This window comes from Citrobacter amalonaticus, assembly GCF_001559075.2.
GTDB classification, from domain to species: Bacteria; Pseudomonadota; Gammaproteobacteria; order Enterobacterales; family Enterobacteriaceae; genus Citrobacter_A; species Citrobacter_A amalonaticus_F.
The window spans coordinates 3,448,067-3,472,743 of record NZ_CP014015.2 but is presented as its reverse complement, the minus strand read 5'-3'; the positions used below and the strand labels follow the sequence as shown (position 1 = coordinate 3,472,743).

At 54.6% G+C, this 24,677-nt stretch carries 23 protein-coding genes; 12 read left to right on the top strand and 11 right to left on the bottom strand.

The annotated features are described in order from the left end of the window. Nucleotides 1-4: 4 nt before the first annotated feature. On the top strand, nt 5-607 hold the full coding sequence (gene cobO, locus AL479_RS16740) for a cob(I)yrinic acid a,c-diamide adenosyltransferase (protein ID WP_061076879.1): 603 nt from the start codon (nt 5-7) through the stop codon (nt 605-607). Between the two features lie 61 nt (nt 608-668). On the opposite strand, the gene AL479_RS16735 is transcribed toward cobO, so the two are convergent. After that, nucleotides 669-1,577, bottom strand: coding sequence for a LysR family transcriptional regulator (locus tag AL479_RS16735; RefSeq protein ID WP_061076878.1), 909 nt, complete (start codon nt 1,575-1,577; stop codon nt 669-671). 405 nt (nt 1,578-1,982) lie between these two features. Between AL479_RS16735 and cobA the strand changes: the two genes are divergently transcribed. Further along, complete coding sequence (cobA, locus tag AL479_RS16730) at nt 1,983-2,762, top strand: uroporphyrinogen-III C-methyltransferase (protein ID WP_061076877.1); 780 nt, start codon at nt 1,983-1,985, stop codon at nt 2,760-2,762. On the opposite strand, the gene AL479_RS16725 is transcribed toward cobA, so the two are convergent. Beyond that, nucleotides 2,741-3,634 (bottom strand): PocR ligand-binding domain-containing protein, encoded by an 894-nt coding sequence (locus AL479_RS16725; RefSeq protein WP_061076876.1) that lies wholly within the window; start codon nt 3,632-3,634, stop codon nt 2,741-2,743. The two genes, cobA and AL479_RS16725, sit on opposite strands and share 22 nt — an antisense overlap. Nucleotides 3,635-4,006: 372 nt before the next feature. On the opposite strand from AL479_RS16725, the gene otnK reads away from it, so the two are divergent. From otnK to AL479_RS16685, 8 genes are read left to right on the top strand one after another with little or no spacing between them, the layout of a single operon-like run. After that, nucleotides 4,007-5,272 carry a 3-oxo-tetronate kinase gene (gene otnK, locus AL479_RS16720; protein ID WP_061076875.1) on the top strand — a complete coding sequence of 422 codons (1,266 nt, stop codon included), beginning with the start codon at nt 4,007-4,009 and terminating at the stop codon, nt 5,270-5,272. Beyond that, entirely contained in the window at nt 5,269-5,913 is a 645-nt protein-coding gene (locus AL479_RS16715; RefSeq protein WP_061076874.1) for an aldolase, read from the top strand. Before otnK ends, AL479_RS16715 begins: the two co-directional genes overlap by 4 nt. A 6-nt stretch (nt 5,914-5,919) precedes the next feature. Further along, nucleotides 5,920-6,729: a DeoR/GlpR family DNA-binding transcription regulator gene (locus tag AL479_RS16710; RefSeq protein ID WP_192575235.1), complete on the top strand. Its 810-nt coding sequence runs from the start codon at nt 5,920-5,922 to the stop codon at nt 6,727-6,729. Then, nucleotides 6,710-7,486, top strand: coding sequence for a hydroxypyruvate isomerase family protein (locus AL479_RS16705; protein ID WP_061076872.1), 777 nt, complete (start codon nt 6,710-6,712; stop codon nt 7,484-7,486). The genes AL479_RS16710 and AL479_RS16705 overlap by 20 nt, the downstream gene beginning before the upstream one ends. Nucleotides 7,487-7,522: 36 nt before the next feature. Then, a complete protein-coding gene (locus tag AL479_RS16700; protein WP_061076871.1) occupies nt 7,523-8,332 on the top strand; it encodes a 3-keto-5-aminohexanoate cleavage protein in 810 nt (269 codons plus the stop codon). Between the two features lie 24 nt (nt 8,333-8,356). Further along, nucleotides 8,357-9,703 (top strand): bile acid:sodium symporter family protein, encoded by a 1,347-nt coding sequence (locus AL479_RS16695; RefSeq protein WP_061076870.1) that lies wholly within the window; start codon nt 8,357-8,359, stop codon nt 9,701-9,703. Between the two features lie 6 nt (nt 9,704-9,709). Then, nucleotides 9,710-10,129, top strand: coding sequence for a GlcG/HbpS family heme-binding protein (locus AL479_RS16690; protein WP_061076869.1), 420 nt, complete (start codon nt 9,710-9,712; stop codon nt 10,127-10,129). Next, nucleotides 10,126-10,782 carry an aspartate/glutamate racemase family protein gene (locus tag AL479_RS16685; protein WP_061076868.1) on the top strand — a complete coding sequence of 219 codons (657 nt, stop codon included), beginning with the start codon at nt 10,126-10,128 and terminating at the stop codon, nt 10,780-10,782. Before AL479_RS16690 ends, AL479_RS16685 begins: the two co-directional genes overlap by 4 nt. Nucleotides 10,783-10,947: 165 nt before the next feature. Here AL479_RS16685 and sucD read toward each other — a convergent pair whose 3' ends face one another. The 8 genes from sucD to sdhC form a co-directional block, all read right to left on the bottom strand. Further along, on the bottom strand, nt 10,948-11,817 hold the full coding sequence (gene sucD / locus AL479_RS16680; RefSeq protein WP_061076867.1) for a succinate--CoA ligase subunit alpha: 870 nt from the start codon (nt 11,815-11,817) through the stop codon (nt 10,948-10,950). After that, nucleotides 11,817-12,983, bottom strand: coding sequence for an ADP-forming succinate--CoA ligase subunit beta (gene sucC, locus AL479_RS16675; protein ID WP_061076866.1), 1,167 nt, complete (start codon nt 12,981-12,983; stop codon nt 11,817-11,819). The genes sucD and sucC overlap by 1 nt, the downstream gene beginning before the upstream one ends. Nucleotides 12,984-13,097: 114 nt before the next feature. Continuing rightward, nucleotides 13,098-14,318, bottom strand: a complete 1,221-nt coding sequence (gene odhB / locus AL479_RS16665; RefSeq protein ID WP_061076865.1) for a 2-oxoglutarate dehydrogenase complex dihydrolipoyllysine-residue succinyltransferase — start codon at nt 14,316-14,318, stop codon at nt 13,098-13,100. Nucleotides 14,319-14,332: 14 nt separating this feature from the next. Beyond that, the gene (sucA, locus tag AL479_RS16660) at nt 14,333-17,134 is read right to left on the bottom strand and encodes a 2-oxoglutarate dehydrogenase E1 component (RefSeq protein WP_061076864.1); all 2,802 of its coding nucleotides are present in this window, start codon (nt 17,132-17,134) and stop codon (nt 14,333-14,335) included. A gap of 287 nt (nt 17,135-17,421) precedes the next feature. Then, entirely contained in the window at nt 17,422-18,138 is a 717-nt protein-coding gene (gene sdhB / locus AL479_RS16655; protein WP_043001368.1) for a succinate dehydrogenase iron-sulfur subunit SdhB, read from the bottom strand. 15 nt (nt 18,139-18,153) lie between these two features. Next, nucleotides 18,154-19,920: a succinate dehydrogenase flavoprotein subunit gene (gene sdhA / locus AL479_RS16650; RefSeq protein ID WP_061076863.1), complete on the bottom strand. Its 1,767-nt coding sequence runs from the start codon at nt 19,918-19,920 to the stop codon at nt 18,154-18,156. Beyond that, complete coding sequence (gene sdhD, locus AL479_RS16645) at nt 19,920-20,267, bottom strand: succinate dehydrogenase membrane anchor subunit (RefSeq protein ID WP_042320644.1); 348 nt, start codon at nt 20,265-20,267, stop codon at nt 19,920-19,922. The genes sdhA and sdhD overlap by 1 nt, the downstream gene beginning before the upstream one ends. After that, nucleotides 20,261-20,665, bottom strand: a complete 405-nt coding sequence (gene sdhC, locus AL479_RS16640) for a succinate dehydrogenase cytochrome b556 subunit (protein ID WP_043001371.1) — start codon at nt 20,663-20,665, stop codon at nt 20,261-20,263. Before sdhC ends, sdhD begins: the two co-directional genes overlap by 7 nt. Before the next feature lie 695 nt (nt 20,666-21,360). Here sdhC and AL479_RS16625 point away from each other — a divergent pair. Together AL479_RS16625 and AL479_RS16620 are read left to right on the top strand one after the other, a co-directional pair. Further along, the gene (locus AL479_RS16625; protein ID WP_043001372.1) at nt 21,361-22,644 is read left to right on the top strand and encodes a citrate synthase; all 1,284 of its coding nucleotides are present in this window, start codon (nt 21,361-21,363) and stop codon (nt 22,642-22,644) included. Between the two features lie 186 nt (nt 22,645-22,830). Beyond that, complete coding sequence (locus AL479_RS16620; protein ID WP_061076862.1) at nt 22,831-23,877, top strand: AbrB family transcriptional regulator; 1,047 nt, start codon at nt 22,831-22,833, stop codon at nt 23,875-23,877. Here AL479_RS16620 and nei read toward each other — a convergent pair. Next, nucleotides 23,874-24,665, bottom strand: coding sequence for an endonuclease VIII (gene nei, locus AL479_RS16615; RefSeq protein ID WP_061076861.1), 792 nt, complete (start codon nt 24,663-24,665; stop codon nt 23,874-23,876). The genes AL479_RS16620 and nei overlap by 4 nt on opposite strands. Between the last annotated feature and the right edge of the window lie 12 nt (nt 24,666-24,677).

The window sequence follows — 24,677 nt, the reverse complement described above, 5'->3', positions numbered from 1 at the left end:
GTTTATGCAAGCGCGAGCCAATGGCGACCGTCATCGCCAGCGTCAGCAAAAGCTGAAAGAACAGGTGGATATCCGCGTGGCAGCCGCCACGGAACAAAAAGGGATTTTGATCGTTTTCACCGGTAATGGAAAAGGGAAATCCACGGCCGCCTTTGGCACCGCCACCCGTGCGGTGGGTCATGGTAAAACCGTTGGCGTCGCGCAGTTTATCAAAGGCCAGTGGGATAATGGCGAATACAACACCCTGCATCCGCTGGGGGTTGAGTTTCACATTATGGGGACCGGGTTTACCTGGGAAACGCAAAACCGCGAGTCAGATATCGCCGCGGCGCTCGCCGTCTGGGCAGAGAGCAAGCGCATGCTGGCCGATGCGCATTACGATCTGGTGGTGCTGGACGAACTCACTTACATGCTGGCGTATCACTATCTTGATACCGACGAGGTGATCGCCGCCATTCGGGAGCGTCCGGCGCAGCAGAGTGTGATTGTGACCGGGCGAGGGTGTCACGCGCAGTTACTGGAGCTTGCCGATACGGTGAGCGAACTGCGCCCGATCAAACATGCGTTTGACAGTGGTATTCAGGCTCAGGCAGGAATTGACTGGTAGTCACGTCGTTGCCGGATGGCGCATGCGCTTATCCGGCTTCCCGTTTGCCCGTCATCCGCCATCAGCGTTCCAGGTGAGATACCACCGATTTTTGCAACAGCCAGTCGCGGAAGACCTGTAAATGACGGGATTCCGCTTTTTCTTCCCGCCAGGTCATGATGAAACGATTACCCGTGCGCATGGGCACATCGCAAGGGATCACCATGTCACCGTTGTCCAGATCGTGCTGGATCGCAAAACGCGGGAGCAGCGCAACCCCCAGATTCGATCGCACCGCGGCGATCAGCATCGACAGCAGATCAAAACGCGGGCCTTTGTTGGCCAATGGACTACTGACATCCGACAGGGCGAACCACTCCTGCCAGCCGTTAATTCGCGTACTTTGATGCAGCAATGGAAACTCATTGAGCAACTCTTCGACCGCCAGTTTCTGGTTAGGCTGTGACAGCAGACTGCCGCTGCAAACCGGGAGGATTTCCTCTTCGAACAGATACTCCACTTCTGACCACGGCGAACAGAAGTCCTCACGCATAATGGCCGCATCATATTCACGATTGAGAAAATCGCCCATGTTCGCCAGCGAGTGAATATTAACGATAATATCGGGGTTAAGTTTGTTGAATTCACGCAGATTGGGGATCAGCCAGTGGGTGCTGAACGTCGGATTGACCGCCAGTTCAATGACTTCGACCGTGGGCTGCCAGGTCATAATGGTATTCGTATCACGCTCAAGTTTATTTAGCGTTTCCTTAACAATGCTCAAATAATGCTTCCCGGCCGCGTTTAAAAAAATCCGCTTTTTGGCATGACTAAATAATGCAGTATGCAGAAAATCCTCAAGTGCATTCACCTGGCGAAATACGGCACTTTGCGTTAATGCTAACTCCTCCGCCGCACGCGTATAACTTTCATGACGTGCCACCACTTCAAACGTCACCAGTAATTCAGTCTTTGGTATCTTTCCTCTCATAACGTCTTCCATATGCCGCGTACAAAAATAGTTTAATTTATAAAAAATAAATGCAACCGACTCCCGATTGGCCTGAGAGTTATATTTTATTTCCTACCTGGATGTCATTGATCCACTCCATGGTTTATTCACACAGGAGGCGAACAAATAATAACCAATAATACGCAAGACTGACCATAAACACAATTTAATTAAGGTTATTTTGCGACAAATAGCGCCAATAAGTTCTTAATAATTTTTCAAGATAACTTGTTTATCGGAGAAAAAACTTTGCGGGTTTAATCAATATTATTTACTTATTATTTCAGGAGAATTCAGTTCACTAAACGATAAGCAAACGATGGCGTTTTTTCATCTGCTTTTACTCTTTTTACCGTTTTTCCCGACAATAATTAAGGACGACATATGAAAAATTCCGGAAAAGTCTGGCTGGTTGGCGCAGGCCCGGGTGATATCACCTTACTGACCCTTAAAGCCCTGCAGTGTATTCAACAGGCTGATGTCATCATTTACGATCGGCTGGTCAATCCCAAGATGCTTGAGTGGTGCTCAGCGAGCTGTACCTGCATCAACGTTGGCAAAAGTCCGGGCTATCATTGTGTTCCTCAGGAGGAGATCAATACCCTGCTTATCCAACATGCGCGGACGCAGCGGAACATTGTGCGCCTGAAAGGCGGCGATCCTTACGTGTTTGGCCGCGGTGCTGAAGAGGTGGAATGTCTGGTCGAGGAAGGCATTGCCTTCGAAGTGGTGCCGGGGATCAGTTCAGCCATTGGCGGGCTGGCCTGCGCCGGGATCCCGGTGACCCACCGCGACCTGGCATCGGGTTTTCATGTCGTGACAGGACATACCCGCGAAGGTAATCAGCAGCAGGACTGGCGGCAGCTCGCGAAGCTCAACGGCACGCTGGTGATTGTCATGGGGATCGCTAATCTGCCGTTTATCTGTGAAGAATTGCTGATGGGGGGCAAATCACCGGACACGCCCGCGGCGATTGTGATGTCAGCCACCCGGGACAATCAGCGACGCTTAACCTGTACGCTTGGCACATTACTCACGAAAGCGCAGGAAGCGAATATTGTGCCACCGGCGCTGATTGTGGTTGGCGATGTTGTCCGTCTGAGCGACCGACTCTCATTTATTCCAGAGGTGATGGAACGCACCTACAGCGAAAGCTGCTCATGACGGAATGACTGCGGAGACGTCTGGTGAGCCGCCCGGAACACCCGACAAAAATAGCTGGTCTGCGCATACTGAAGTTTCCGGGCGATGCTGTCGATAGAGTTGGTCGGATCGCACAGCAACTCACTCGCCCGCTGCATTTTTTTCTGGCTCACCCAGGTTTTAAAATTCACTCCCTGCCGTTTCTTAAAGAAACGGCTAAAGTAGTTGGCGCTTAGACAGACATGCGCGGCCACCGACTCCAGCGTCAGTTCCTCATATAAGTGTTCATCAATATAGCGCAGTGCGGCGACCAGTTTCTTTTCGTGGCGAGAAAGTTCCATTGCCGACAAACGCAGGTCGCTCAACTGCACATCGGCGGTGTCCAACGTTTTACTCTGAACCGGATTGAGATTATTAATAATAAAGCTGAGCAGGTTTGCCGCCGCCACCAGGTGATTATTTTCAACAAGCGCGACCTGATTCCAGGCTGATTTGATTTTAGGATCGAAAACCCACTGCCGATCGTCATCAATGACAATAGTTTTATATTCCGGATATTTTGCGCGCACCTGTCCGCAAATAATAAACCCCAGCAGATGCCCTTGACGAATTAACGGCATAGAGAAAAAACTTAACCCCGCATGACAGCAGAGAATTCTGATTTTTTCTTCTTTTAACCCTTCGAAAGCACAATATTTATCACATTTCTGACAACTTTTTTGGTATTGCGGATTAGCGCGCAGTAATGAACAGAACGAATTAAAATTATGACAGGCGGAGATTTCCCGACCATTAATGTCTACCACCACGGCAGCAAGCCCCGTGGCCTTAGAAAACACCTCTGCCAGTGAGTAAAAAGTGTGTAAGACATCGTCCTGATTATGCTGAGGCACGTCACGCTCCGTCAGTGGTCTGGATAACGTCGTTAATATGCAAAATTTGTCCGGCTGAAAGAATGACCCTGACCGCAAAAAATAATCTCATTTATTCAGGTGATTATGATCAAATTGCAAGAGCGGCGTCCCCGTCTCCTCAAAACCGTTCTGCGCCGGTTGTGACAACTTTTCCCAAAGATTAACGAATCTTCACATCGCTCTGTGAGCATCATTTCAATGCAATGAATCAATTTATTCATTGTTTTCAATTGATTATATAAAATCGATTCAATTTTATGATGTGCTTATTTGTGAGAATCATCATGTGAATGTGAAACGCCCTCCTGAATAATAGGCTCAATTACCAGACAATCTGAACGGAGTGGATGTATGCCCGTCACGACAGGTGTTATCGCCGACGACTTTACTGGCGCAACGGATATAGCAAGTTTTATGGCTGAACAAGGCTGGCGGGTCGCGCTGCTGCCCGGGATGCCAGACGCCGCACAGCCGTGGAATGAAGAGGTCGACGCGATTGTCATCTCGCTGAAAAGCCGTTCTCTACCGGCTGACCAGGCCATCGATCAATCATTACGCTGCTGGCAATGGCTGCACAACATGGCAGGCGCGCGGCAGATTTACTTTAAATATTGCTCCACCTTTGATTCCACCCCCGCCGGGAATATCGGTCCGGTCAGCGATGCGCTGATGGAAGCGATGCACGCGCCGTACATTGTTCACTGTCCAGCCCTGCCGCAAAACGGACGTACGGTGATTCACGGTCATCTGTTTGTGCATGGCGTATTGCTGAATGAATCCGGCATGGAGAAACATCCGCTCAACCCGATGACCGATGCGAACCTGATTCGCCTGCTCATGGCGCAAACTACCAGCACGGTCGGGCGTATTGACCTCAGCACGATTCAAAAAGGTGTGGAAGCGGTCACTCACGCGCTGGACCGCTGCCAGTCTGAAGGTGTACATCACGTGATTGTGGATACCTTCAGCGAAGCCGATCTGCAGACCCTCGCTCAGGCCTTACGTCATACACCGCTGCTGGCGGGCGGTTCCGGCCTGGGTGGCGCACTGGCCGCTTGCGCCGCGCCACAGCGTGGACGGGATGCAGTACATCCCTTCCCGCAGCCGGCAAAAACGGTGGTTTTTTCCGGAAGTTGTTCCACCATGAGCAACCGCCAGGTGAATCGCTATAAAGCGCAGGCCGCTTCTCGCCTGCTCGACGTGGCGCGCTGCCTGGCAGACGCAGAGCATTACAGCGATGAGCTGTCGCTGTGGACAATGGCGCATGTCGATGACGCGCTCGCCCCGCTGATTTACGCCACCCAGCCACCGGAAGCACTGAAACGTATTCAACAGGAGTACGGCGAGCAGCGCGCCAGCCGGGCAATTGAGCATACCTTTGCCAGACTGTCGGCCAAACTGCAGGCCGCGGGCGTAAACGGTTTTATCGTCGCGGGTGGCGAAACGTCCGGCACCGTAGTGGAGGCGTTACAGGTGACGCGACTGGCGGTCGGCAAAGCCATCGCGCCCGGCGTGCCGTGGGTGTTTTCCGCCGAGCCGCCGCTGGCGCTGGCGCTGAAATCAGGCAACTTCGGTGACGAAGACTTCTTTTTCACCGCGCAGGAGTATGCATCATGAGTCAGCTTAACGAACAGCAACTGCGCGAACAGCTGGTGCATTACGGTCGCTCCCTGTTTATGCGCGGCTTCAGCAGCGGTGGTTCGGGCAACCTGAGCGTAAGGTTACCGGACGGCGGCTATCTGGTGACGCCGACTAACTCCTGTCTGGGCGAGCTGGACGCCGCCACGCTCAGCAAACTGGATGCCAACGGCGTTCACCTCAGTGGCGATAAACCCTCGAAAGAAGTGCCCATGCATCTGGCCTGGTACCGTCATCGTCCGACCTGCGGCGCGGTAGTCCATTTGCATTCGCCATGGCTGACCGCCCTTTCCTGCCTGCCGTGCAGCACGCCGGAAAACTGTCTGCCGCCGTTAACGCCATACTACGTAATGCGCGTCGGGCAGTTACCGCTTCTGCCTTATTTCAAACCCGGTCATGAAGGTATTGCCAGTGCGCTCAGCGAAATTGCGGCGGACCATATCGCCGCGCTCCTGGCAAATCATGGTCCGGTAGTCAGTGGCCGCTCACTTCGTGAGGCGGTGTTTAATGCCGAAGAGCTGGAAGACAGCGCCCGCATCTGGCTGACCTTGAAACCACTGGGCTACGTGCCGCTAACGGCGGAAGCGGTAGCTGAACTCCAGTCATCCTTGCGAGTGTGAGGTGAAATGATGATCCCCGAACAACGACGTGATTTTATTTACCGCTACGTGCATGAAAAAAACGTCGCCTCGTTTAATGAGCTGGCGGATCTGATGAGCGTGTCGCACATGACCGTGCGCCGCGACATTCAGTTGCTGGAAGAAGAAGGCAAAGTCATCTCGATCAATGGCGGGGTGAAACTCAACAATCTGCTGAAATCGGAGCTGCCGTGGCGGGAAAAAGCCGAGTTGCATCATGACGTGAAGCGGCGGATGGGACAGCTTGCCGCCATGCTGATAGAGCCAGGGCAAACGCTGTATCTCGATGCGGGAACGTCGTTGTTTGAAGTGGCGAAAGCCGTCGCCGCCAGCCATTGTTTTAACCTGACGGTGGTAACCAACGATTTCTCCATCAGCCACTACCTGATGGATATGCCGCATATCACGCTGTATCACACCGGAGGACTGGTGGATCAGCGCAACCGCTCCTGCCTGGGGAAAAGCGCCGCCAGTTTTCTGCGCACGATCAACATCGACGTGGCGTTTCTCAGTTCGTCTTCGTGGGATACCGAACGCGGTATGTCGACCCCCAGCGAAGGCAAAGCCTCGGTGAAAGAGGTGGTACTCACCGTCTCCCGCCGTCGGGTGCTGGTTTGCGACAGCAGTAAATTTGGCAAATACGGAATGTTCCACATCTGCTCACTGAATCAACTGACCGACATTATTTCGGATAACCGGTTGCCCGACGTGGCGCAGGACACCATTGCCAGCCAGGGCGTGAAACTACACCTGGTGGATTGCCGGGAGGGAACGCAGCATGCTGAAGTTAGCGGCTAACCTCGACTGGCTGTTTTGCGAATACCCCATTGCCGGGCGCTTTCAGGCCGCAAAGGCGGCGGGTTTTCACGGCGTTGAAGGGCTGTTTCTCTGGCAGCATCCGCTGGACGTGCTGCTGGCGGCACAACGGGAAACCGGCCTGCCGGTGGCGCTGATGAATGCGCCGGCGGGTAACTGGCAGGCAGGTGAACGCGGACTGGCCTCCCTGCCGGGCCGTGATGAGGAGTTTCATCGCAGTCTGCTGATTGCCCGCGATTACGCCACGGCACTGGGCTGTCGCAAGGTGCACGTCATGGCCGGACTGCGCGTGGCCGGACTTTCCGCCAGCGACCAGCGCGCACGGCTGATAGACCAACTGCGTATCGCCTGTGACGTCATGGTCGAAGCTGGAATCGACGTACTGATTGAACCGTTAAATCCAGACGATATGCCTGGTTATTTCGTTGATAGTTTTCCACTGGCTGAGCGTCTTATTCGCGACGTGGGCAGGAAAAATATCGGCTTACAGTTTGATATTTACCACTGTCAAAAAATGCACGGTAATGTTGCGCATCTTATTGAACATTATTTACCGATCATTAAACATTTTCAAATTGCTTCTGTACCCGGTCGCCATGAACCGGGAACGGGAGAATTAAATGAAGCATGGCTCTTTGAATTTATTAAGCAAACAGGTTATCAGGGCTGGATGGGTTGTGAATATAAACCGTCAACACCAGGGCCCGAATCGTTACGCTGGATGACACCGTACTTATAATTTTAATATCTCTGTACCGGAAAACCGGAGGAACACATGTCGGATACTGTTATTATCTCGCTGGCGCCCGTTGCCGCGGATTGCCCCAGAGTTATACCCGAAGAACTGGCCCAGGAAATACTGGCCAGCGTCGAACATGGTGCGGCCATCGTGCATTTACATGTTCGCGATAAACAAGGTCGCCTGACGCCAGACACCACAGATTTTCAGGCGACAATCGACCACGTCATGCGCCATTCCGACCTGATTATTCAGGCCTCCACCGGTGGCGTCTCCGCCATGTCGATTGCCGAGCGCTGCGCGCCACTGGACTGTCCCGGCGTAGAAATGGCGTCGCTGAACGTCGGCTCCGTTAACCTCGGCGATGCCGTATACTTTAATCCCGGACCGGACGTCGAATATTGTTCGCAACAAATTACCCAACGTTCCATTATTCCCGAATTTGAAGTTTTCGAAATTGGGATGATTAATAACATTCTGGCGCTGGAAGAAAAAATATCGTTCAAGAAACCGATGTTATTCAATATTGTCCTCGGACACCGTGGAAGTTCACCCGCGACGGTTGATGCGTTAATTGCCTTGCGCAGTATGATCCCACGCGACGCCTTATGGGGAATTACCCATTTTGGCCGCAAGAATTTCGATATTATTGCGGCTGCGGTCGGGATGGGTGCCAGCGAAGTGAGAATTGGTTTTGAAGACAGCTATTATTTAAGCGCCGAAGAGAAAGCTCAGCATAATTATCAGCAGGTTGCCAAACTCGCCACGCTTATTCGCAGTATGGATAAAAAGGTCGCCACGCCGGATATTGCGCGGCAAATGTTAGCTATTCCACCACGGCAGTAATAACGAGAGAAAGGACATTTCACCATGACTATCACAACCGTTATTCACAAAACCGGACTGGGCGTCTGCATCGCCGGTGGCGCACTGGCGGCAATTGGCGCGCTGATGCAGTCTCCCGCCCTCTGGCAGCCGGGGCTGGTGATGCTGACGGCTGGCTTCGCGGCAGGCGCGGGCTACTGGACAAATCTTCGCAGCTACCAGTTTACCCTGTGGATCATCGCCGGCTTTGTCGCGGCGATGACCTGGTCAACCGATCTGATCGTCTGGGGCGGATTCAACATCACCCATAAGTGGATCGTTTTTTTAGTGATCCAGGCGACCATGTTCAGTATGGGGACCAAACTCACGATTCAGGACTTCATCGATGTCGCTAAAATGCCATGGGCGGTGTTTATCGGCACCTTCTGTCATTTCGTCATCATGCCTTTGCTCGGCCTGAGCATTACGCTGATCTTCGACTTCCCGCCGGAAGTGGCGGTGGGCATTTTGCTGATTGGCTCCTGTCCCAGCGGGCTCTCCTCCACCGTCATGGTGTATATCGCCAACGCCAACCTGGCGCTGGCGGTCTCTATCGCCGCCGTCTCGACGCTGGCGGCGACGGTCATGACCCCGCTGTGGGTGAATCTGCTGGCGGGCTCGATGATCGACATCCAGCTCACGGCGATGGTGATGGACGTCGTGAAAATCGTATTGATCCCGATTGGCGCAGCGATTTTACACGACTACCTGAAAACCTATGCCGGTGTGCAGGGTCGTCGAACCGTGCAAATTCTGGCCGGGATCAGCGCCATCTGGCTGCTGTATATGATTGCCGGCGGCTGGGACTCGCTGTTTGGCAGCGCCAGCGCCGACGCGCAAATGTACGCGGTGGTGTTGAACTTTGTGGCGGGCGGGATCATCTGGGCGCTGTTCTATAACTGGCTGTATGGACGCGTGGACGGCGTTAAGAAGGTCATGCCGACCATTTCGATGATGGGCATCATTTTCTTCACCACCACGGCGGCAGCGGCCGGACGCGACAACCTGGTTCAGGTCGGCTTTCTGCTCTGCTTCGCCATGCTGATGCACAACCTCGGCGGCTTCCTGATTGGCTATCTGATGAGCCGCTGGGTCTTCCGCATGGATGTTCAGTCCGCCCGGACGGTGGCCTTCGAAGTCGGCCTGCAAAACGGCGGGATGGCATCAGGTCTTGCCGCCGCGATGGGCAAACTGGCCACCGTTGGTCTCGCCTCTGCGGTCATGACACCGCTTGGCAACGTCAGCGGCTCGCTGCTGGCTAACTACTGGCGCAAAAAGGATGCCCGACAGGCGCAGGCCCAGAGCGAGAGTTCGCCTGCTCAGCCGGTATCAGAACCTCTGTCAAAAGGATAACTCACAATGATGACTTTAACCCTGGAACAGGCAAGACGCGCGGTAGACTACGCGCTCGATCTCGCCGACACCCGTTACACGCAACGTCCGCTCAGCGTGGCGGTGTGCGACGCTCACGGCGAGTTACTGAGCTTTGCCCGTATGGATAACGCCAAACTGTTGACCATTGAGCTGACGCAGCGTAAAGCGCGCACCAGCAGCCGTTTAGGCTGCACCACTCAGGCGTTTTTACAACGTCTGCAAAACGAGTCGCTGGATATCAGCTACTTTGCTGACCCACGTTTTACCGCGCTGCCCGGCGGCGTACCGATTCTTCACAACGGTAAATGCCTGGGGGCCGTTGCGGTTGGCGGGCTGTCTGCCCAGGAAGATCACGATGCGGCCATGGCCGTTGCCGAATGTTTGCTCAAGGAGATCGCAGAATGAAAAAGATCGCTATGCTTCACACCAGTTCCGCCACGCTCGCCATGATGCAGCAACTGATCGGCGACATCATGCCAGAAGCGGACGTGATGCACCTGGTCGAAGAGTCGATGATTAAGCAGGTGATGAAGGCCGGTGGCGTGACGCCGAACATTGCGGCACGCATTGCCGACTACGTCCACATTGCCGAAAAAGCCGACTGTGAGATTTTCATCACCGCCTGTTCGTCCATTGGCACGGCGGTTGAACAGTGTCAGTTTATGACGCCGCTGCAGCTTGCGCGTATCGACTGCGCGATGGTGGAAAAAGCCATTAGCCGGGGTGAGAACATTGCCGTGCTGGCCACCGTCGCCACGACCATGAAACCGACGCTGGAGTATGTGCAGCGCAAAGTGCAGGCCAGTGGTAAGCAATGCACCGTGACGCCGATATTGATGGAAGAGGCCTTCCATGCCCTGCTGGCGGGCGATATGGAAACCCACGATCGCATCGTCAGTGAAGGATTGCACAGCGCGTATAAACAGGCTGATGTGGTCATGCTGGCGCAAGCGTCGATGGCTCGCGTTCTGCAGCAGCTTCCGTCTCCGCCCGTCCCGGTGATGACCTCTCCGGAAAGCGGCATTCGCTGGCTGAAAACGCTGGCGGAAAGCGCATAGCCCATCACGTCAACACTCCCCCGTAGGCCGGATAAGCGCCAGCGCCATCCGGCAAACAGACAGGCAAAAAAAAGGCCATCATCAGATGGCCAACCATGTCGAAAATGGACCAGCCCTTTCCCCTGCATCACGGGTAAATGCAGGGGGCGGGCTGTTTTATTGCTTTTACTTAATGACGGCTTTCAGCGCTTCGCCGATATCGGCCAGGCTGCGAACGGTTTTCACTCCAGCGGCTTCCAGAGCTGCGAATTTCTCATCCGCAGTCCCTTTACCACCAGCGATAATGGCTCCTGCGTGACCCATACGTTTGCCTTTCGGCGCGGTCACACCGGCAATGTAGCCAACAACCGGTTTGGTCACGTGATCTTTGATGTAGGCAGCCGCTTCTTCTTCCGCGCTACCGCCGATCTCACCGATCATCACGATCGCTTCGGTCTGCGGATCTTCCTCGAACAGTTTCAGGATATCGATGAAGTTAGAACCCGGGATCGGGTCACCGCCGATGCCCACACAGGTGGACTGGCCGAAACCGTAGTCGGTGGTCTGCTTAACCGCTTCATAGGTCAGCGTACCGGAACGGGAGACGATACCCACTTTACCCGGCTTATGAATGTGACCCGGCATGATACCGATTTTGCATTCACCTGGGGTGATTACGCCCGGGCAGTTCGGGCCGATCATGCGTACGCCCGCTTCATCCAGTTTCACCTTCACGGTCAGCATATCCAGCGTCGGGATACCTTCGGTAATGGTGATGATGAGCTTAATACCTGCGTCGATGGCTTCCAGAATAGAGTCTTTGCAGAACGGTGCCGGAACGTAGATAACCGTTGCGGTCGCGCCGGTTGCTTCAACCGCTTCACGCACGGTGTTGAACACCGGCAGGCCCAGGTGCGTGGTGCCGCCTTTGCCTGGCGTTACGCCGCCAACCATCTGTGTACCGTAAGCTATCGCCTGTTCGGAGTGGAACGTCCCCTGGCTACCGGTAAAGCCCTGACAGATAACCTTGGTGTTTTTATCGATTAAAACAGACATTATTTCCCCTCCACTGCGGCAACAACCTGCTGAGCTGCATCCGTCAGACTTTTCGCTGCAATAATATTCAGGCCGCTGTCAGCCAGTTTCTTCGCGCCGAGTTCGGCGTTGTTGCCTTCCAGACGAACCACTACCGGAACGTTAACACCCACTTCCGCTACCGCGCCGATGATACCGTCAGCGATCAGGTCGCAACGTACAATACCGCCGAAGATGTTAACCAGAACCGCTTTAACGTTGTCGTCAGAGAGGATAATTTTGAACGCTTCGGTTACGCGCTCTTTGGTTGCGCCGCCGCCAACGTCAAGGAAGTTAGCCGGTTCGCCGCCGTGCAGTTTCACGATGTCCATGGTGCCCATCGCCAAACCTGCGCCGTTAACCATGCAGCCGATGTTGCCATCCAGTGCGACGTAGTTCAGTTCCCACTGTGCTGCCTGCGCTTCACGCGGGTCTTCCTGCGATTGATCGCGCATTTCACGCAGATCCGGCTGGCGGAACAGCGCGTTGCCGTCAGCGCCCAGTTTGCCGTCGAGGCAGCTCAGATCGCCCTGCTTAGTGATAACCAGCGGGTTGATTTCGATCAGCGCCAGGTCGCGTTCAAGGAAAATGGTCGCCAGGCCCATGAAGATTTTGGTGAACTGCTGAACCAGTTTGCCTTCCAGACCCAGTTTGAACGCCAGCTCGCGTCCCTGATACGGCATTGGGCCGGTCAGCGGATCAAGCGCAACTTTGTGGATCAGATGCGGGGTTTCTTCCGCCACTTTTTCAATTTCAACGCCGCCTTCGGTGGAGGCCATGAAGACCACGCGACGGGAGCTACGGTCAACCACCGCGCCCAGGTACAGTTCTTTATCAATATCGGTCGCAGCTTCAACCAGAATCTGGTTGACCGGTTGACCGTTGGCGTCTGTTTGATAGGTCACCAGACGTTTGCCCAGCCAGTGTTCAGCAAAAGCGCGGATCTCTTCTTTGCTTTTGACCACTTTCACACCGCCCGCTTTACCGCGGCCACCTGCGTGAACCTGACATTTTACTACCCACGGACCTGCACCGATTTTCGATGCCGCTTCTTCAGCTTCACGCGGAGTAGTACAGGCATAACCCACCGGCGCCGGTAAGCCATAGCGGGCAAAAAGTTGTTTTGCCTGATATTCATGTAAGTTCATGTGTTCTGTCCATCCTTCAGGTAATCGTTATCTTTAAACCCGTAGACCGGCGTGGTGCTTGTGCCGGAGGCGCTACGCTCATCCGGCCTACGAGGCAGGTGATACTCTTGTTTACTACACGTCCAGCAGCAGACGAGTCGGATCTTCCAGCAGTTCTTTGATCGCCACCAGGAAGCCCACGGATTCGCGACCATCGATCAGACGGTGATCGTAGGACAGCGCCAGGTACATCATCGGCAGGATTTCGACCTTGCCATCTACCGCCATCGGACGATCTTTAATCGCGTGCATCCCGAGGATCGCGCTCTGCGGCGGGTTGATGATCGGCGTGGACATCAGGGAACCGAATACGCCACCGTTGGTGATGGTGAAGTTACCGCCCGTCAGATCTTCCACCGTCAGCTTGCCGTCACGACCTTTGATAGCCAGCGTCTTGATGTTTTTCTCGATGTCAGCCATACCCAGCGTATCAACGTCACGCAGTACCGGGGTTACCAGGCCGCGTGGCGTGGACACCGCCATGCTCACGTCGAAGTAGTTGTGATACACCACGTCGTCGCCATCGATAGACGCGTTCACTTCCGGATAACGTTTCAGCGCTTCCACCACCGCCTTCACGTAGAAGGACATGAAGCCCAGACGGATACCGTGGCGTTTTTCAAACGCTTCACCGTACTGCTTACGCAACTCCATGATCGGCTTCATGTTGACTTCGTTGAAGGTCGTCAGCATGGCAGTGGAGTTTTTCGCCTCCAGCAGACGCTCGGCCACGCGTTTGCGCAGACGGGTCATCGGTACACGTTTTTCGCTGCGCGCACCCAGGGCCGGCTGTGCAGCAGGGGCTGCTGCCGGTGCTTTAGCCTCGGCCTTCGCAGGGGCTTTCGCCAGATGCTTATCCACATCTTCACGGGTGATACGACCACCCACACCGGTGCCTTTGATAGCGCTGGCGTCGAGGCTGTGCTCAGCCAACAGGCGACGGATCGCCGGGCTCAGGGCATCGTTATTCTGCTCTTCCAGAGAAGCCTGCTGACGCTGCGCCGGGGTAGACGCTTTTTCTTCAGACTTCGCGCTGGTTTCTTTACCCGCGCTATTGCCTTCACGCAGGCGACCGAGGATCTGGCGCGAGGTCACGGTCGTGCCTTCGTCTTCCAGAACTGCATCCAGAATGCCGTCCGCTGATGCCGGTACTTCCAGTACCACTTTGTCAGTTTCGATTTCTACCAGCACTTCGTCACGAACCACCGCATCACCCGGTTTTTTGTGCCAGGTGGCAACAGTCGCGTCCGCTACGGACTCAGGCAGGTCGGGAACAAGAATATCTACGCTACTCATTATGTATCCTTTAATTAATCGACGTTCAGCGCGTCATTGACCAGATCTTGTTGCTGTTTCTGGTGAACGGACATATACCCTACCGCCGGAGAGGCGGAGGCCGGGCGACCTGCATAACGCAGAGCGGACCCAAATGGAATCACTTCACGGAAATGATGTTGGCTGCAGTACCATGCGCCCTGGTTGAGCGGCTCTTCCTGGCACCAGACAAAATCATGTACGTGAGCGTACTGTTTCAATACTTCCTGCATCGCCTGATGCGGGAAAGGATAAAGCTGTTCGATGCGCACAATGGCGACATCTTTCTGATTGTTCTTGCGACGCTGTTCCAGCAGGTCGTAATAAACCTTACCAGAACACATCACCACACGCTTCACGCCTTTCGGATCGAGGTCATCCACTTCGCCGATGGCAGGCAGGAAGGTGCCGTTAGCCAGTTCGTCCAGGCTGGAAACCGCCAGCGGATGGCGCAACAGCGATTTCGGCGACATGACCACCAGCGGACGACGCATCCCGCGCAGCGCCTGACGACGCAGCATGTGATACACCTGAGCCGGGGTAGACGGTACGCACACCTGCATGTTTTGCTCAGCGCAAAGTTGCAGATAACGTTCCAGACGCGCGGAGGAGTGCTCCGGGCCCTGCCCTTCGTAACCGTGCGGCAGCAGCATCACCAGGCCACACATCCGGCCCCATTTCTGCTCACCGGAGGAGATGAACTGGTCGATCACCACCTGTGCGCCGTTGGCGAAGTCACCGAACTGTGCTTCCCAGATGGTCAACGTGCGCGGTTCCGCCGTGGCATAGCCGTATTCGAATGCCAGTACCGCTTCTTCAGACAGCACGGAGTCCCAGACGCGGAAGGAGCCCTGTCCGTTATGGACATGCTGCAGCGGCGTATAGGTTGAACCATTCGCCTGGTTGTGAATAACCGCGTGACGGTGGAAGAAGGTACCGCGACCTGAGTCTTCACCGGACAGACGAACCGGAATCCCTTCGTCGACCAATGTAGCGTAGGCCAGATTCTCGGCGCCGCCCCAGTCGAACAGTTTCTCACCAGCCGCCATAGCCTGACGATCGCCATAAATCTTCGCGACGCGTGACTGCATCTCAACCGCTTCCGGCACCGTACTGATGCGTTTCGCCAGTTCCTGCAGACGCTTCATCTCAACCTGGTTCGGGTAGTTTTCATCCCATTCGTGGTTGAGGTACGGCGACCAGGTAAAGGAGTGCATGTTCATCGGACGCCACTCTTTCACCACGCATTCGCCCGCGTCCAGCGCGTCACGATACAGGTTGACCATTTCAGTGGCATCTTCCAGCGTCGCAACTTTATCCGCTTCCAGCTTGTCAGCGTAGATTTTACGCGGGGTCGGATGCTTTTTGATTTTCTGATACATCAGCGGCTGAGTTGCACTCGGCTCGTCGGCTTCGTTGTGGCCGTGACGGCGGTAGCACACCAGGTCGATGAAGACATCGCGTTTGAAAGTGTTACGGAAGTCCAGCGCCAGGCGCGTAACGAACGCGACCGCTTCCGGATCGTCCGCATTCACGTGGAAGATCGGCGCCTGAACCATTTTACCGATGTCGGTGCAGTACGGGGTGGAACGCGCATCCAGCGGGTTAGAGGTGGTGAAGCCCACCTGGTTGTTGATCACGATGCGAACGGTACCGCCCACTTCGTAACCCCGCGCTTTCGACATGTTCAGGGTTTCCTGAACCACGCCCTGCCCGGTTACCGCAGCATCGCCGTGGATGGTAATCGGCAGGACTTTGTTGCTGCTTGGTTCGTCCAGCCTGTCCAGACGGGCGCGAACGGAACCAATTACCACCGGGCTGACGATTTCCAGGTGCGACGGGTTAAACGCCAGCGCGAGGTGAACCAGACCGCCTTCGGTTTCGATATCCGATGAGAAGCCCATGTGGTACTTCACGTCGCCGGTGCCGAGATGTTCTTTATGTTTGCCCGCAAATTCGTCGAACAGGTCCTGCGGTTTTTTACCCAGCACGTTGACCAGTACGTTCAGACGACCACGGTGCGCCATACCCAGCACCACTTCACGGGTGCCGCTGTTGCCGGCATGGCGGATCATCTCTTTGAGCATCGGGATTAACGCATCGCCGCCTTCCAGCGAGAAGCGTTTCGCGCCCGGGAATTTCGCGCCCAGATAACGTTCCAGACCTTCTGCTGCGGTCAGTTCGCTCAGGAAGCGTTTTTTCTCTTCACCGCTGAACGCGGCGCGACCGGATTCGATCCGCTGTTGCAGCCAGCGTTTCTCTTCGGTGCTGGTGATGTGCATGTACTCGGCGCCAATCGGGCCGCAGTAAGTTTGTTTGAGCGCGGAAAGCAGCTCGCCCAGCTTCATCGTCTCTTTGCCGCCGGCAAAAGAACCTACGTTAAAGCTTTCCTGGAAATCGGCCTCTGTCAGATCGTGGAAGGAAGGATCCAGATCTGCCACAGTTTCTTGCTGCCACAGTCCCAGCGGATCGAGATTCGCATGCTGGTGACCACGGAAGCGATAAGCGTTGATGAGCTGCAGGACTTTAACCTGCTTCACATTGGTATCAGGGTCGGAAATCGAAGAAGAGTAACGTGAGGCATCCTTCGCCAGACGACGGAAATAATCACGCGTTTTTGAATGGAATTGATCCGGTTTGACTCCGGTGCCAGGTAACTGCTGGAACGTCGAACGCCAGTTAGCGTCTACCGAGTCAGGATCGGTTAAGAAGTCTTCATAGAGCTGTTCTATCCAGCTCTGGTTTGCGCCAGAGAGGTAAGAAGAGTCCAACCAGGCTTTCAAAGCGCTGTTCTGCATCGTGATCCCTTAAGCATTTATATGCTTACTTCGCCGTGGATACTACCACGCATACGTCGTATGCGTGCCGGGGTTCACTTGTTACGGACTGTCGTGTGATCTGCGTCCGCTAAGGAACCTTTAAAAACTGTCAAACATGGGGGCAGTTTTTAGAGGTTTCCTGCACTGATTTGCCTGGTGGCGACCCCGTAGGCCTGATAAGCGAAGCGTCATCAGGCAAAATGTGCCGGATGGCGACGCAAACGTCTTATCCGGCCTACAGGATTGCCACCGCGGGCAATGTCTACTTACGCACTGCGTTGCAACAGCATCGACTTAATGTGGCCGATGGCGCGCGTCGGGTTCAGCCCCTTAGGACATACACTGACGCAGTTCATGATGCTGTGACAGCGGAATACGCTGAATGCATCGCTTATCCCTTCCAGACGGCTGTCGGTCTCGGTATCACGGCTGTCGATCAGGAAGCGATAGGCCGCTAACAGACCCGCCGGACCGATAAACTTATCCGGATTCCACCAGAAGGATGGGCAAGACGTTGAGCAGCAGGCGCACAGAATGCATTCATACAGCCCATCGAGTTTTTCCCGCTGCTCTGGCATCTGTAAATGCTCGCGAGCCGGAGGATTTTGCCCATTATTCAATAAGTAAGGCTTAATCTTCTCATATTGTGCATAGAATTGCCCCATGTCTACTACCAAATCGCGGATCACCGGCAAACCAGGCAGCGGACGGATAACAATTTTCTTACCGGGCTGAACCAGCGCTGACACCGGCGTGATGCAGGCCAGGCCGTTCTTCCCGTTCATGTTCAGACCATCTGAACCACACACGCCTTCACGGCAGGAGCGGCGGAAAGAGAGGCTAGGGTCTTTCTCTTTGAGCTGCATCAACGCATCCAGCAGCATCATGTCACGCCCTTCTTCGCCTTCCAGGGTGTAATCCTGCATGCGCGGAGCGTCATCAACATCCGGGTTATAGCGATAAATTGAAAACTCGAGTTTCATTGTCCTGTCTCCGCATTAGTAAGTACGAATCTTCGGCGGGAATGCCGGGCGCAGTTTCGGTTCCATGTTGACTTCACGTCGGGTCATGGATTCCGTCTCTGGCAGATACAGGGAATGGCACAGCCAGTTTGCATCATCACGCTCCGGGAAGTCGAAGCGGCTATGCGCGCCACGGCTCTCGGTACGGAAGTTGGCGGACACTGCGGTTGCATAGGCAGTTTCCATCAGGTTATCCAGCTCCAGACACTCTACGCGCTGAGTGTTGAATTCGCTGGAGGTGTCGTCCAGACGGGCATTTTTCAAACGCTCGCGGATGGCTTTCAGCTCTTCCAGACCTTTTGCCATCGCATCACCTTCACGGAAGACCGAGAAGTTATGCTGCATACATTCCTGCAGCGCTTTGCGAATCACCACCGGATCTTCACCATCACGGTTGTTGTTCCAGCGGTTCAGACGCGCCAGGGACGCATCGATTTCGTCTTCTGTGGCATCGCGTAGTTCGCCCTGCTCGGCGATAGATTCCTGCAGATGCAGACCGGCCGCACGACCGAACACCACCAGATCCAGCAGCGAGTTACCGCCCAGACGGTTAGCGCCATGTACCGATACGCAGGCGATTTCACCGACCGCAAACAGCCCCGGAATCACCACGTCTTCGCCCTGCTCGTTCACCGTCAGCGCCTGACCGGTCACTTTGGTCGGAATGCCGCCCATCATATAGTGGCAGGTTGGGATAACCGGAATCGGCTCTTTCACCGGGTCAACGTGGGCAAAGGTGCGGGACAGTTCCAGAATACCCGGCAGACGGGATTCGAGAACGTCTTTACCCAGATGGTCGAGTTTCAGTTTGGCATGCGGACCCCATGGACCATCGCAGCCGCGACCTTCACGGATTTCGATCATGATAGAACGCGCCACCACATCACGACCCGCGAGGTCTTTCGCATTCGGCGCATAACGCTCCATGAAGCGCTCGCCGTGTTTGTTCAGCAGGTAACCACCTTCACCGCGGCAGCCTTCTGTCACCAGAACGCCCGCACCGGCAATACCGGTTGGGTGGAACTGCCACATTTCCATATCCTGCACTGGCACACCTGCGCGGATAGCCATGCCCACGCCGTCGCCCGTGTTGATGTGGGCGTTAGTGGTGGACTGATAGATACGGCCTGCGCCGCCAGTGGCCAGCACGGTCGCACGGGCTTTGAAGTAGACCACTTCACCGGTTTCGATGCACAGCGCGGTACAACCCACCACTGCGCCATCGGCGTTTTTCACCAGATCCAGCGCATACCACTCGGAGAAAATCGTGGTGTGGTTTTTCAGGTTCTGTTGATACAGCGTATGCAGCAACGCATGACCCGTACGGTCAGCCGCCGCCGCGGTGCGTGCCGCCTGCTCGCCGCCGAAGTTTTTCGACTGGCCGCCAAACGGACGCTGGTAAATTTTGCCGTCGTCGAGACGGGAGAACGGCAGCCCCATGTGTTCCAGTTCCAGAATCGCTTCCGGACCGGTTTTACACATATATTCGATCGCGTCCTGATCACCGATGTAGTCCGACCCTTTAACGGTGTCGTACATGTGCCATTCCCAGTTATCTTCATGGGTATTACCGAGCGCGACGGTGATGCCACCCTGCGCAGAAACGGTATGGGAACGGGTTGGGAACACTTTGGACAGCAGCGCACAGGTCTGGCCGCTTTGGGAAATTTGCAGTGCTGCACGCATACCTGCGCCGCCTGCACCAATGACTACAGCATCAAATTCTCTGACTGGCAGTTTCATTACACACCCCACACCACAACGAATCCATAAATCACGTAAACCACCAGTGCAACGACGATAGCCAATTGCAGCGGCAAACGAATTGCCAGCGGTTTAACGTAGTCGGTCAACACCTGCCACATGCCGATCCAGGCATGAATCAAGATGGAAAAAAGTGCCAGCAGAGTGAAGACTTTGGTGAAAGCCGATGAGAAGAAACCGGTCCAGACTTCCCAGGTCAGTTCGCCGCTTGTGGCGAAGAAACCCACCATATAGATGATGTATAACGTCAGAACGATAGCGGTAGCACGGACCAGGATGAAGTCATGTACGCCATTGCGTCCTAGTGCGGAGGCGTTGCTTACCATACGAGGACTCCTGCGAGAAGTGAAAGCACGACAGTGATAACAAAAGAGATTTTGGCTGAGCGTTTACCCGCTTCGAATGTTTCTTCCAGATAGCCAAAATCCATCATCATGTGACGAACACCGACCACGACGTGATACGCCAGCGCGGTAAGGATGCCCCACATAATAAATTTAACAAAAAAGCTACCCATGATGGCGGATGCCTGTTGGAATCCTTCAGGGGAAGAGAGGCTGGTGCCCAGTAACCACAACAGGATCCCGACCGCCACAAAGGTGATCACTCCGGAAACGCGATGGAGAATGGACGCTATCGCCGTGATTGGGAACCGGATCGTTTGCAGATCCAGATTGACAGGTCTTTGTTTTTTCACATTTCTTATCATGAATAACGCCCACATGCTGTTCTTATTATTCCCTTTGGACTTCGGGTACAGAGAGTGAATCTCCTGTAGCCTGAAAGACGACGGGATTTCCTTCCTCCGGTCTGCGTGCGGGTCAGACAGCGTCCTTTCTATAACTGCGCGTCATGTAAAACACTGCTTCCAGATGCTAAAACGACACGTTACAACGCTGGGTGGCTCGGGATTGCAGGGGTTTCCGGAGACCTGGCGGCAGTATAGGACGTTCACAAAATCATTACAATTAACCTACATATAGTTTGTCGGGTTTTATCCCGAACAGTGACACAGGTCACGATAACAACATTTATTTAATTTTTAATCATCTGATTTGACAATCATTAAACAAAGTTGTTACAAACAACACCAGAAAAGGCATATAATGCGTAAAAGTTATGGGGTCACTCTTTAACCTGCAAATAAGTTATGTAACAGTAGGAAGATATTGACCGATCCCTTCAGTACAGTTAATAGTGATAGACAGGTTGAATAATTCGGATTGCTAAGTTGTTGATTTGTTGCTAATTCACCATGAGTTAACTGATTTACCTGCAAGCGCCCATTGCTCTGTACCCTGGTTTTCTCCTCTATCCAGAGCGGCGAGCCGAATAACAAACTGGTAACGGTTGATTGATGTATCGATGGCAAATCTCACCTGAGTAGTCTTAAGCAATAAGGCGCTAAGGAGACCGTAAATGGCTGACACAAAAGCAAAAATCACCCTAAATGGTGATACGGCTATTGAGCTGGATGTGCTGAAGGGCACGCTAGGTCAAGATGTTATTGATATTCGTAGCCTGGGTTCAAAGGGGATGTTTACTTTTGACCCTGGTTTCACCTCTACTGCATCCTGCGAATCCAAAATCACATTCATCGACGGCGATGAAGGCATTTTGTTGCATCGCGGCTTTCCGATCGATCAGTTGGCCACCGAGTCTAACTATCTGGAAGTGTGCTATATCCTGCTGAACGGCGAAAAACCGACGCAGGCAGAATACGACGCGTTCAGAACCACCGTGACTCGCCATACGATGATCCATGAGCAAATCACCCGCCTGTTCCACGCTTTCCGTCGCGATTCACACCCGATGGCGGTAATGTGCGGGATCACCGGTGCGCTCGCCGCGTTCTATCACGACTCTCTGGATGTGAACAATCCGCGCCACCGCGAAATCGCGGCATTCCGTCTGCTGTCTAAAATGCCGACGATGGCGGCGATGTGTTACAAATATTCTATCGGCCAGCCGTTTGTTTATCCGCGTAACGACCTCTCCTACGCCGGTAACTTCCTGAATATGATGTTCTCCACACCGTGCGAAACCTATGAAGTGAACCCGGTACTGGAACGCGCGATGGACCGTATCCTGATCCTGCACGCCGACCATGAACAGAACGCATCCACTTCAACCGTACGTACAGCAGGCTCGTCTGGCGCGAACCCGTTTGCCTGTATTGCTGCGGGTATTGCGTCCCTGTGGGGACCGGCGCACGGCGGCGCGAACGAAGCGGCGCTGAAGATGCTGGAAGAAATCAGCTCGGTTAAACACATTCCGGAATTCGTTCGTCGTGCGAAAGACAAGAATGACTCTTTCCGTCTGATGGGCTTCGGTCACCGTGTTTACAAAAACTACGATCCGCGTGCAACCGTGATGCGTGAAACCTGCCACGAAGTGCTGAAAGAGCTGGGTACCAAAGATGACCTGCTGGAAGTGGCGATGGAGCTGGAACACATCGCGCTGAACGACCCGTACTTCATTGAGAAGAAACTCTACCCGAACGTCGACTTCTACTCCGGTATCATCCTGAAAGCGATGGGGATCCCGTCTTCCATGTTCACCGTGATCTTCGCCATGGCGCGTACCGTTGGCTGGATTGCGCACTGGAGCGAAATGCATACCGATGGCATGAAAATCGCGCGTCCACGTCAGCTGTACACCGGCTACGAAAAACGCGATTTTAAATCTGACCTTAAGCATTAATCGTCAGACCGCCGGATGGCGCTAACGCGTATCCGGCTTACGTTAGTGTATCGCGTAGGCCGGATAAAACGTTAACCTTGCCCTCCGGCAAATTCCCTCGTTTTATTGACCCGAGTTATATCCTTCTCGCAACACTTTCTCTATTATTGATTGATAACCCTCTTGATTTTCCTTAGGGAGCACGGAATGCCAGTTCTGCGGTGGGGCCTGCTGTTTTTGCTGTCACTTCTTTTGTCCCTGCTCTTTCTCTGCATTCATCTTCCGGCAGCCTTACTGCTTGGCCCGATGATTACCGGCATTCTGTTCAGCCTTCGCGGTATCTCTCTGCAACTCCCCCGCTGCACGTTCCTCGGTGCTCAGGCCATTCTCGGCTGCATGATCGCGCAAAATCTTTCGGTCTCCTTGTTAACCACCCTGGCGGCAAACTGGGCGGTGGTACTGGCGGTTCTGCTGGTGACGCTGCTCTCCAGTACAGCCGTCGGCTGGCTGCTGGTTCGCTACAGTTCTCTACCGGGCAACACCGGGGCGTGGGGTTCATCGCCCGGCGGCGCGGCGGCAATGGTCGCGATGGCTCAGGATTACGGCGCCGACATCCGCCTGGTCGCCTTTATGCAGTATCTGCGGGTACTGTTTGTCGCTGGCGCGGCGGTGCTGGTGACCCGGTTTATCATGGGTGAGAGCGCGGAAACCGTCAGCCAGCAAATTGAGTGGTTCCCGCCACTGAGCGGCAATTTGTTCACGACGCTGCTGTTAGCGGCGGTTGCCAGCGTTGTTGGACGGGTGCTGCGTATTCCTTCCGGTACGATGCTGGTGCCGATGCTGGTCGGCGCAGTGCTGCATGCGAGCGGCATGATGGTGATTGAACTGCCGGAATGGTTGCTGGCGATCGCCTATATGATTATTGGCTGGCAGATTGGTCTCGGATTCGACAAGCAGGTATTTTTTATGGCGCTGCGACCGTTGCCGCAAATCCTGCTCTCTATCTTCGCCTTACTGACGATTTGTGCAGCGATGGCCTGGGGTCTCGCCCACTATATGCAGATTGATTTTTTAACCGCCTATCTCGCCACCAGCCCTGGCGGGCTGGATACGGTTGCGGTAATTGCCGCCGGCAGTCACGCCGACATGTCGCTGATCATGGCAATGCAAACCCTGCGCCTGTTCAGTATTCTCCTCACAGGCCCCGCCATCGCCCGTTTTATTTCAGCCAAAGCGCCGCGACACGCGCATTAATGCTGGCAATGCGGACACCAATAGAACGGGCGCGAGGAGAGCATGGTTTTTTCGATGATCCCGCCGCAGCGTTCGCAGGGTTCACCGTCGCGGTGAAACACCTTAAAGCGAAACAGCGCGCCATGATGCCGGTTGTCATCCACCTGACCGCGGGTGGTATATGACAGGCGCGGAATATCCAGCAGCGCATGCGCTAACGCCGTCAACTGCGCATCGTTGAGATCGCGGGCTTTATGCTGACCGGTTAACCCCACCTGCCAGAGGATCTCCACGCGCAGATAGTTTCCCAGTCCGGCGAGAAAAGCTTGATCCAGCAACAGACCGGAAAACTGGCGGTTGCGAAAACGCGGCGAGAGTAACCGCGCTTTCACCGCGTCAGGCGTCAGACGCGGGTCCAGCACGTCCGGCCCGACCCGTTGCAGGAAGGGATGGGTAGTGAGCTGTTCCGGCGTCAACATCTCAATGTCAGACGCGCTGTAGAGCAGAATGGTTTTATCCGCGGTTTGCAGTTTAACGCGCAGAATACGGGTGGTTTGCGGCATGTCGCCACTGTCCACCACGCGCCAGACGCCATACAACTGGTTATGGCTGTAGAGCGTCAGACCAGCGGAAAAATGGGTCAGCAACGCTTTGCCGCGCGTCTCCATCGCCGTGACGATCTGCCCCACCAGCGTGGATTGATACGGTTTTAACTGCGCAAAGGCAAACCAGACATCCGTCAGGGGTTTGCCTTTGATCGCCGCCTCCAGGTTATCCGCCGCACGGCGGATCTCCGGGCCTTCAGGCATGGTTCTGTCCTT

Coding starts and splice junctions, on each gene's coding strand:
- otnK (WP_061076875.1), top strand. CDS start 4,007: ATGCCCGTCACGACAGGTGTTATCGCCGACGACTTTACTGGCGCAACG.
- sdhC (WP_043001371.1), bottom strand. CDS start 20,665: ATGTGGGCGTTATTCATGATAAGAAATGTGAAAAAACAAAGACCTGTC.
- sdhD (WP_042320644.1), bottom strand. CDS start 20,267: ATGGTAAGCAACGCCTCCGCACTAGGACGCAATGGCGTACATGACTTC.
- AL479_RS16735 (WP_061076878.1), bottom strand. CDS start 1,577: ATGAGAGGAAAGATACCAAAGACTGAATTACTGGTGACGTTTGAAGTG.
- AL479_RS16620 (WP_061076862.1), top strand. CDS start 22,831: ATGCCAGTTCTGCGGTGGGGCCTGCTGTTTTTGCTGTCACTTCTTTTG.
- odhB (WP_061076865.1), bottom strand. CDS start 14,318: ATGAGTAGCGTAGATATTCTTGTTCCCGACCTGCCTGAGTCCGTAGCG.
- nei (WP_061076861.1), bottom strand. CDS start 24,665: ATGCCTGAAGGCCCGGAGATCCGCCGTGCGGCGGATAACCTGGAGGCG.
- AL479_RS16715 (WP_061076874.1), top strand. CDS start 5,269: ATGAGTCAGCTTAACGAACAGCAACTGCGCGAACAGCTGGTGCATTAC.
- AL479_RS16625 (WP_043001372.1), top strand. CDS start 21,361: ATGGCTGACACAAAAGCAAAAATCACCCTAAATGGTGATACGGCTATT.
- sucC (WP_061076866.1), bottom strand. CDS start 12,983: ATGAACTTACATGAATATCAGGCAAAACAACTTTTTGCCCGCTATGGC.
- AL479_RS16705 (WP_061076872.1), top strand. CDS start 6,710: ATGCTGAAGTTAGCGGCTAACCTCGACTGGCTGTTTTGCGAATACCCC.
- AL479_RS16685 (WP_061076868.1), top strand. CDS start 10,126: ATGAAAAAGATCGCTATGCTTCACACCAGTTCCGCCACGCTCGCCATG.
- cobO (WP_061076879.1), top strand. CDS start 5: ATGCAAGCGCGAGCCAATGGCGACCGTCATCGCCAGCGTCAGCAAAAG.
- AL479_RS16695 (WP_061076870.1), top strand. CDS start 8,357: ATGACTATCACAACCGTTATTCACAAAACCGGACTGGGCGTCTGCATC.
- sdhA (WP_061076863.1), bottom strand. CDS start 19,920: ATGAAACTGCCAGTCAGAGAATTTGATGCTGTAGTCATTGGTGCAGGC.
- AL479_RS16700 (WP_061076871.1), top strand. CDS start 7,523: ATGTCGGATACTGTTATTATCTCGCTGGCGCCCGTTGCCGCGGATTGC.
- sucD (WP_061076867.1), bottom strand. CDS start 11,817: ATGTCTGTTTTAATCGATAAAAACACCAAGGTTATCTGTCAGGGCTTT.
- sucA (WP_061076864.1), bottom strand. CDS start 17,134: ATGCAGAACAGCGCTTTGAAAGCCTGGTTGGACTCTTCTTACCTCTCT.
- AL479_RS16710 (WP_192575235.1), top strand. CDS start 5,920: ATGATGATCCCCGAACAACGACGTGATTTTATTTACCGCTACGTGCAT.
- AL479_RS16690 (WP_061076869.1), top strand. CDS start 9,710: ATGATGACTTTAACCCTGGAACAGGCAAGACGCGCGGTAGACTACGCG.
- sdhB (WP_043001368.1), bottom strand. CDS start 18,138: ATGAAACTCGAGTTTTCAATTTATCGCTATAACCCGGATGTTGATGAC.
- cobA (WP_061076877.1), top strand. CDS start 1,983: ATGAAAAATTCCGGAAAAGTCTGGCTGGTTGGCGCAGGCCCGGGTGAT.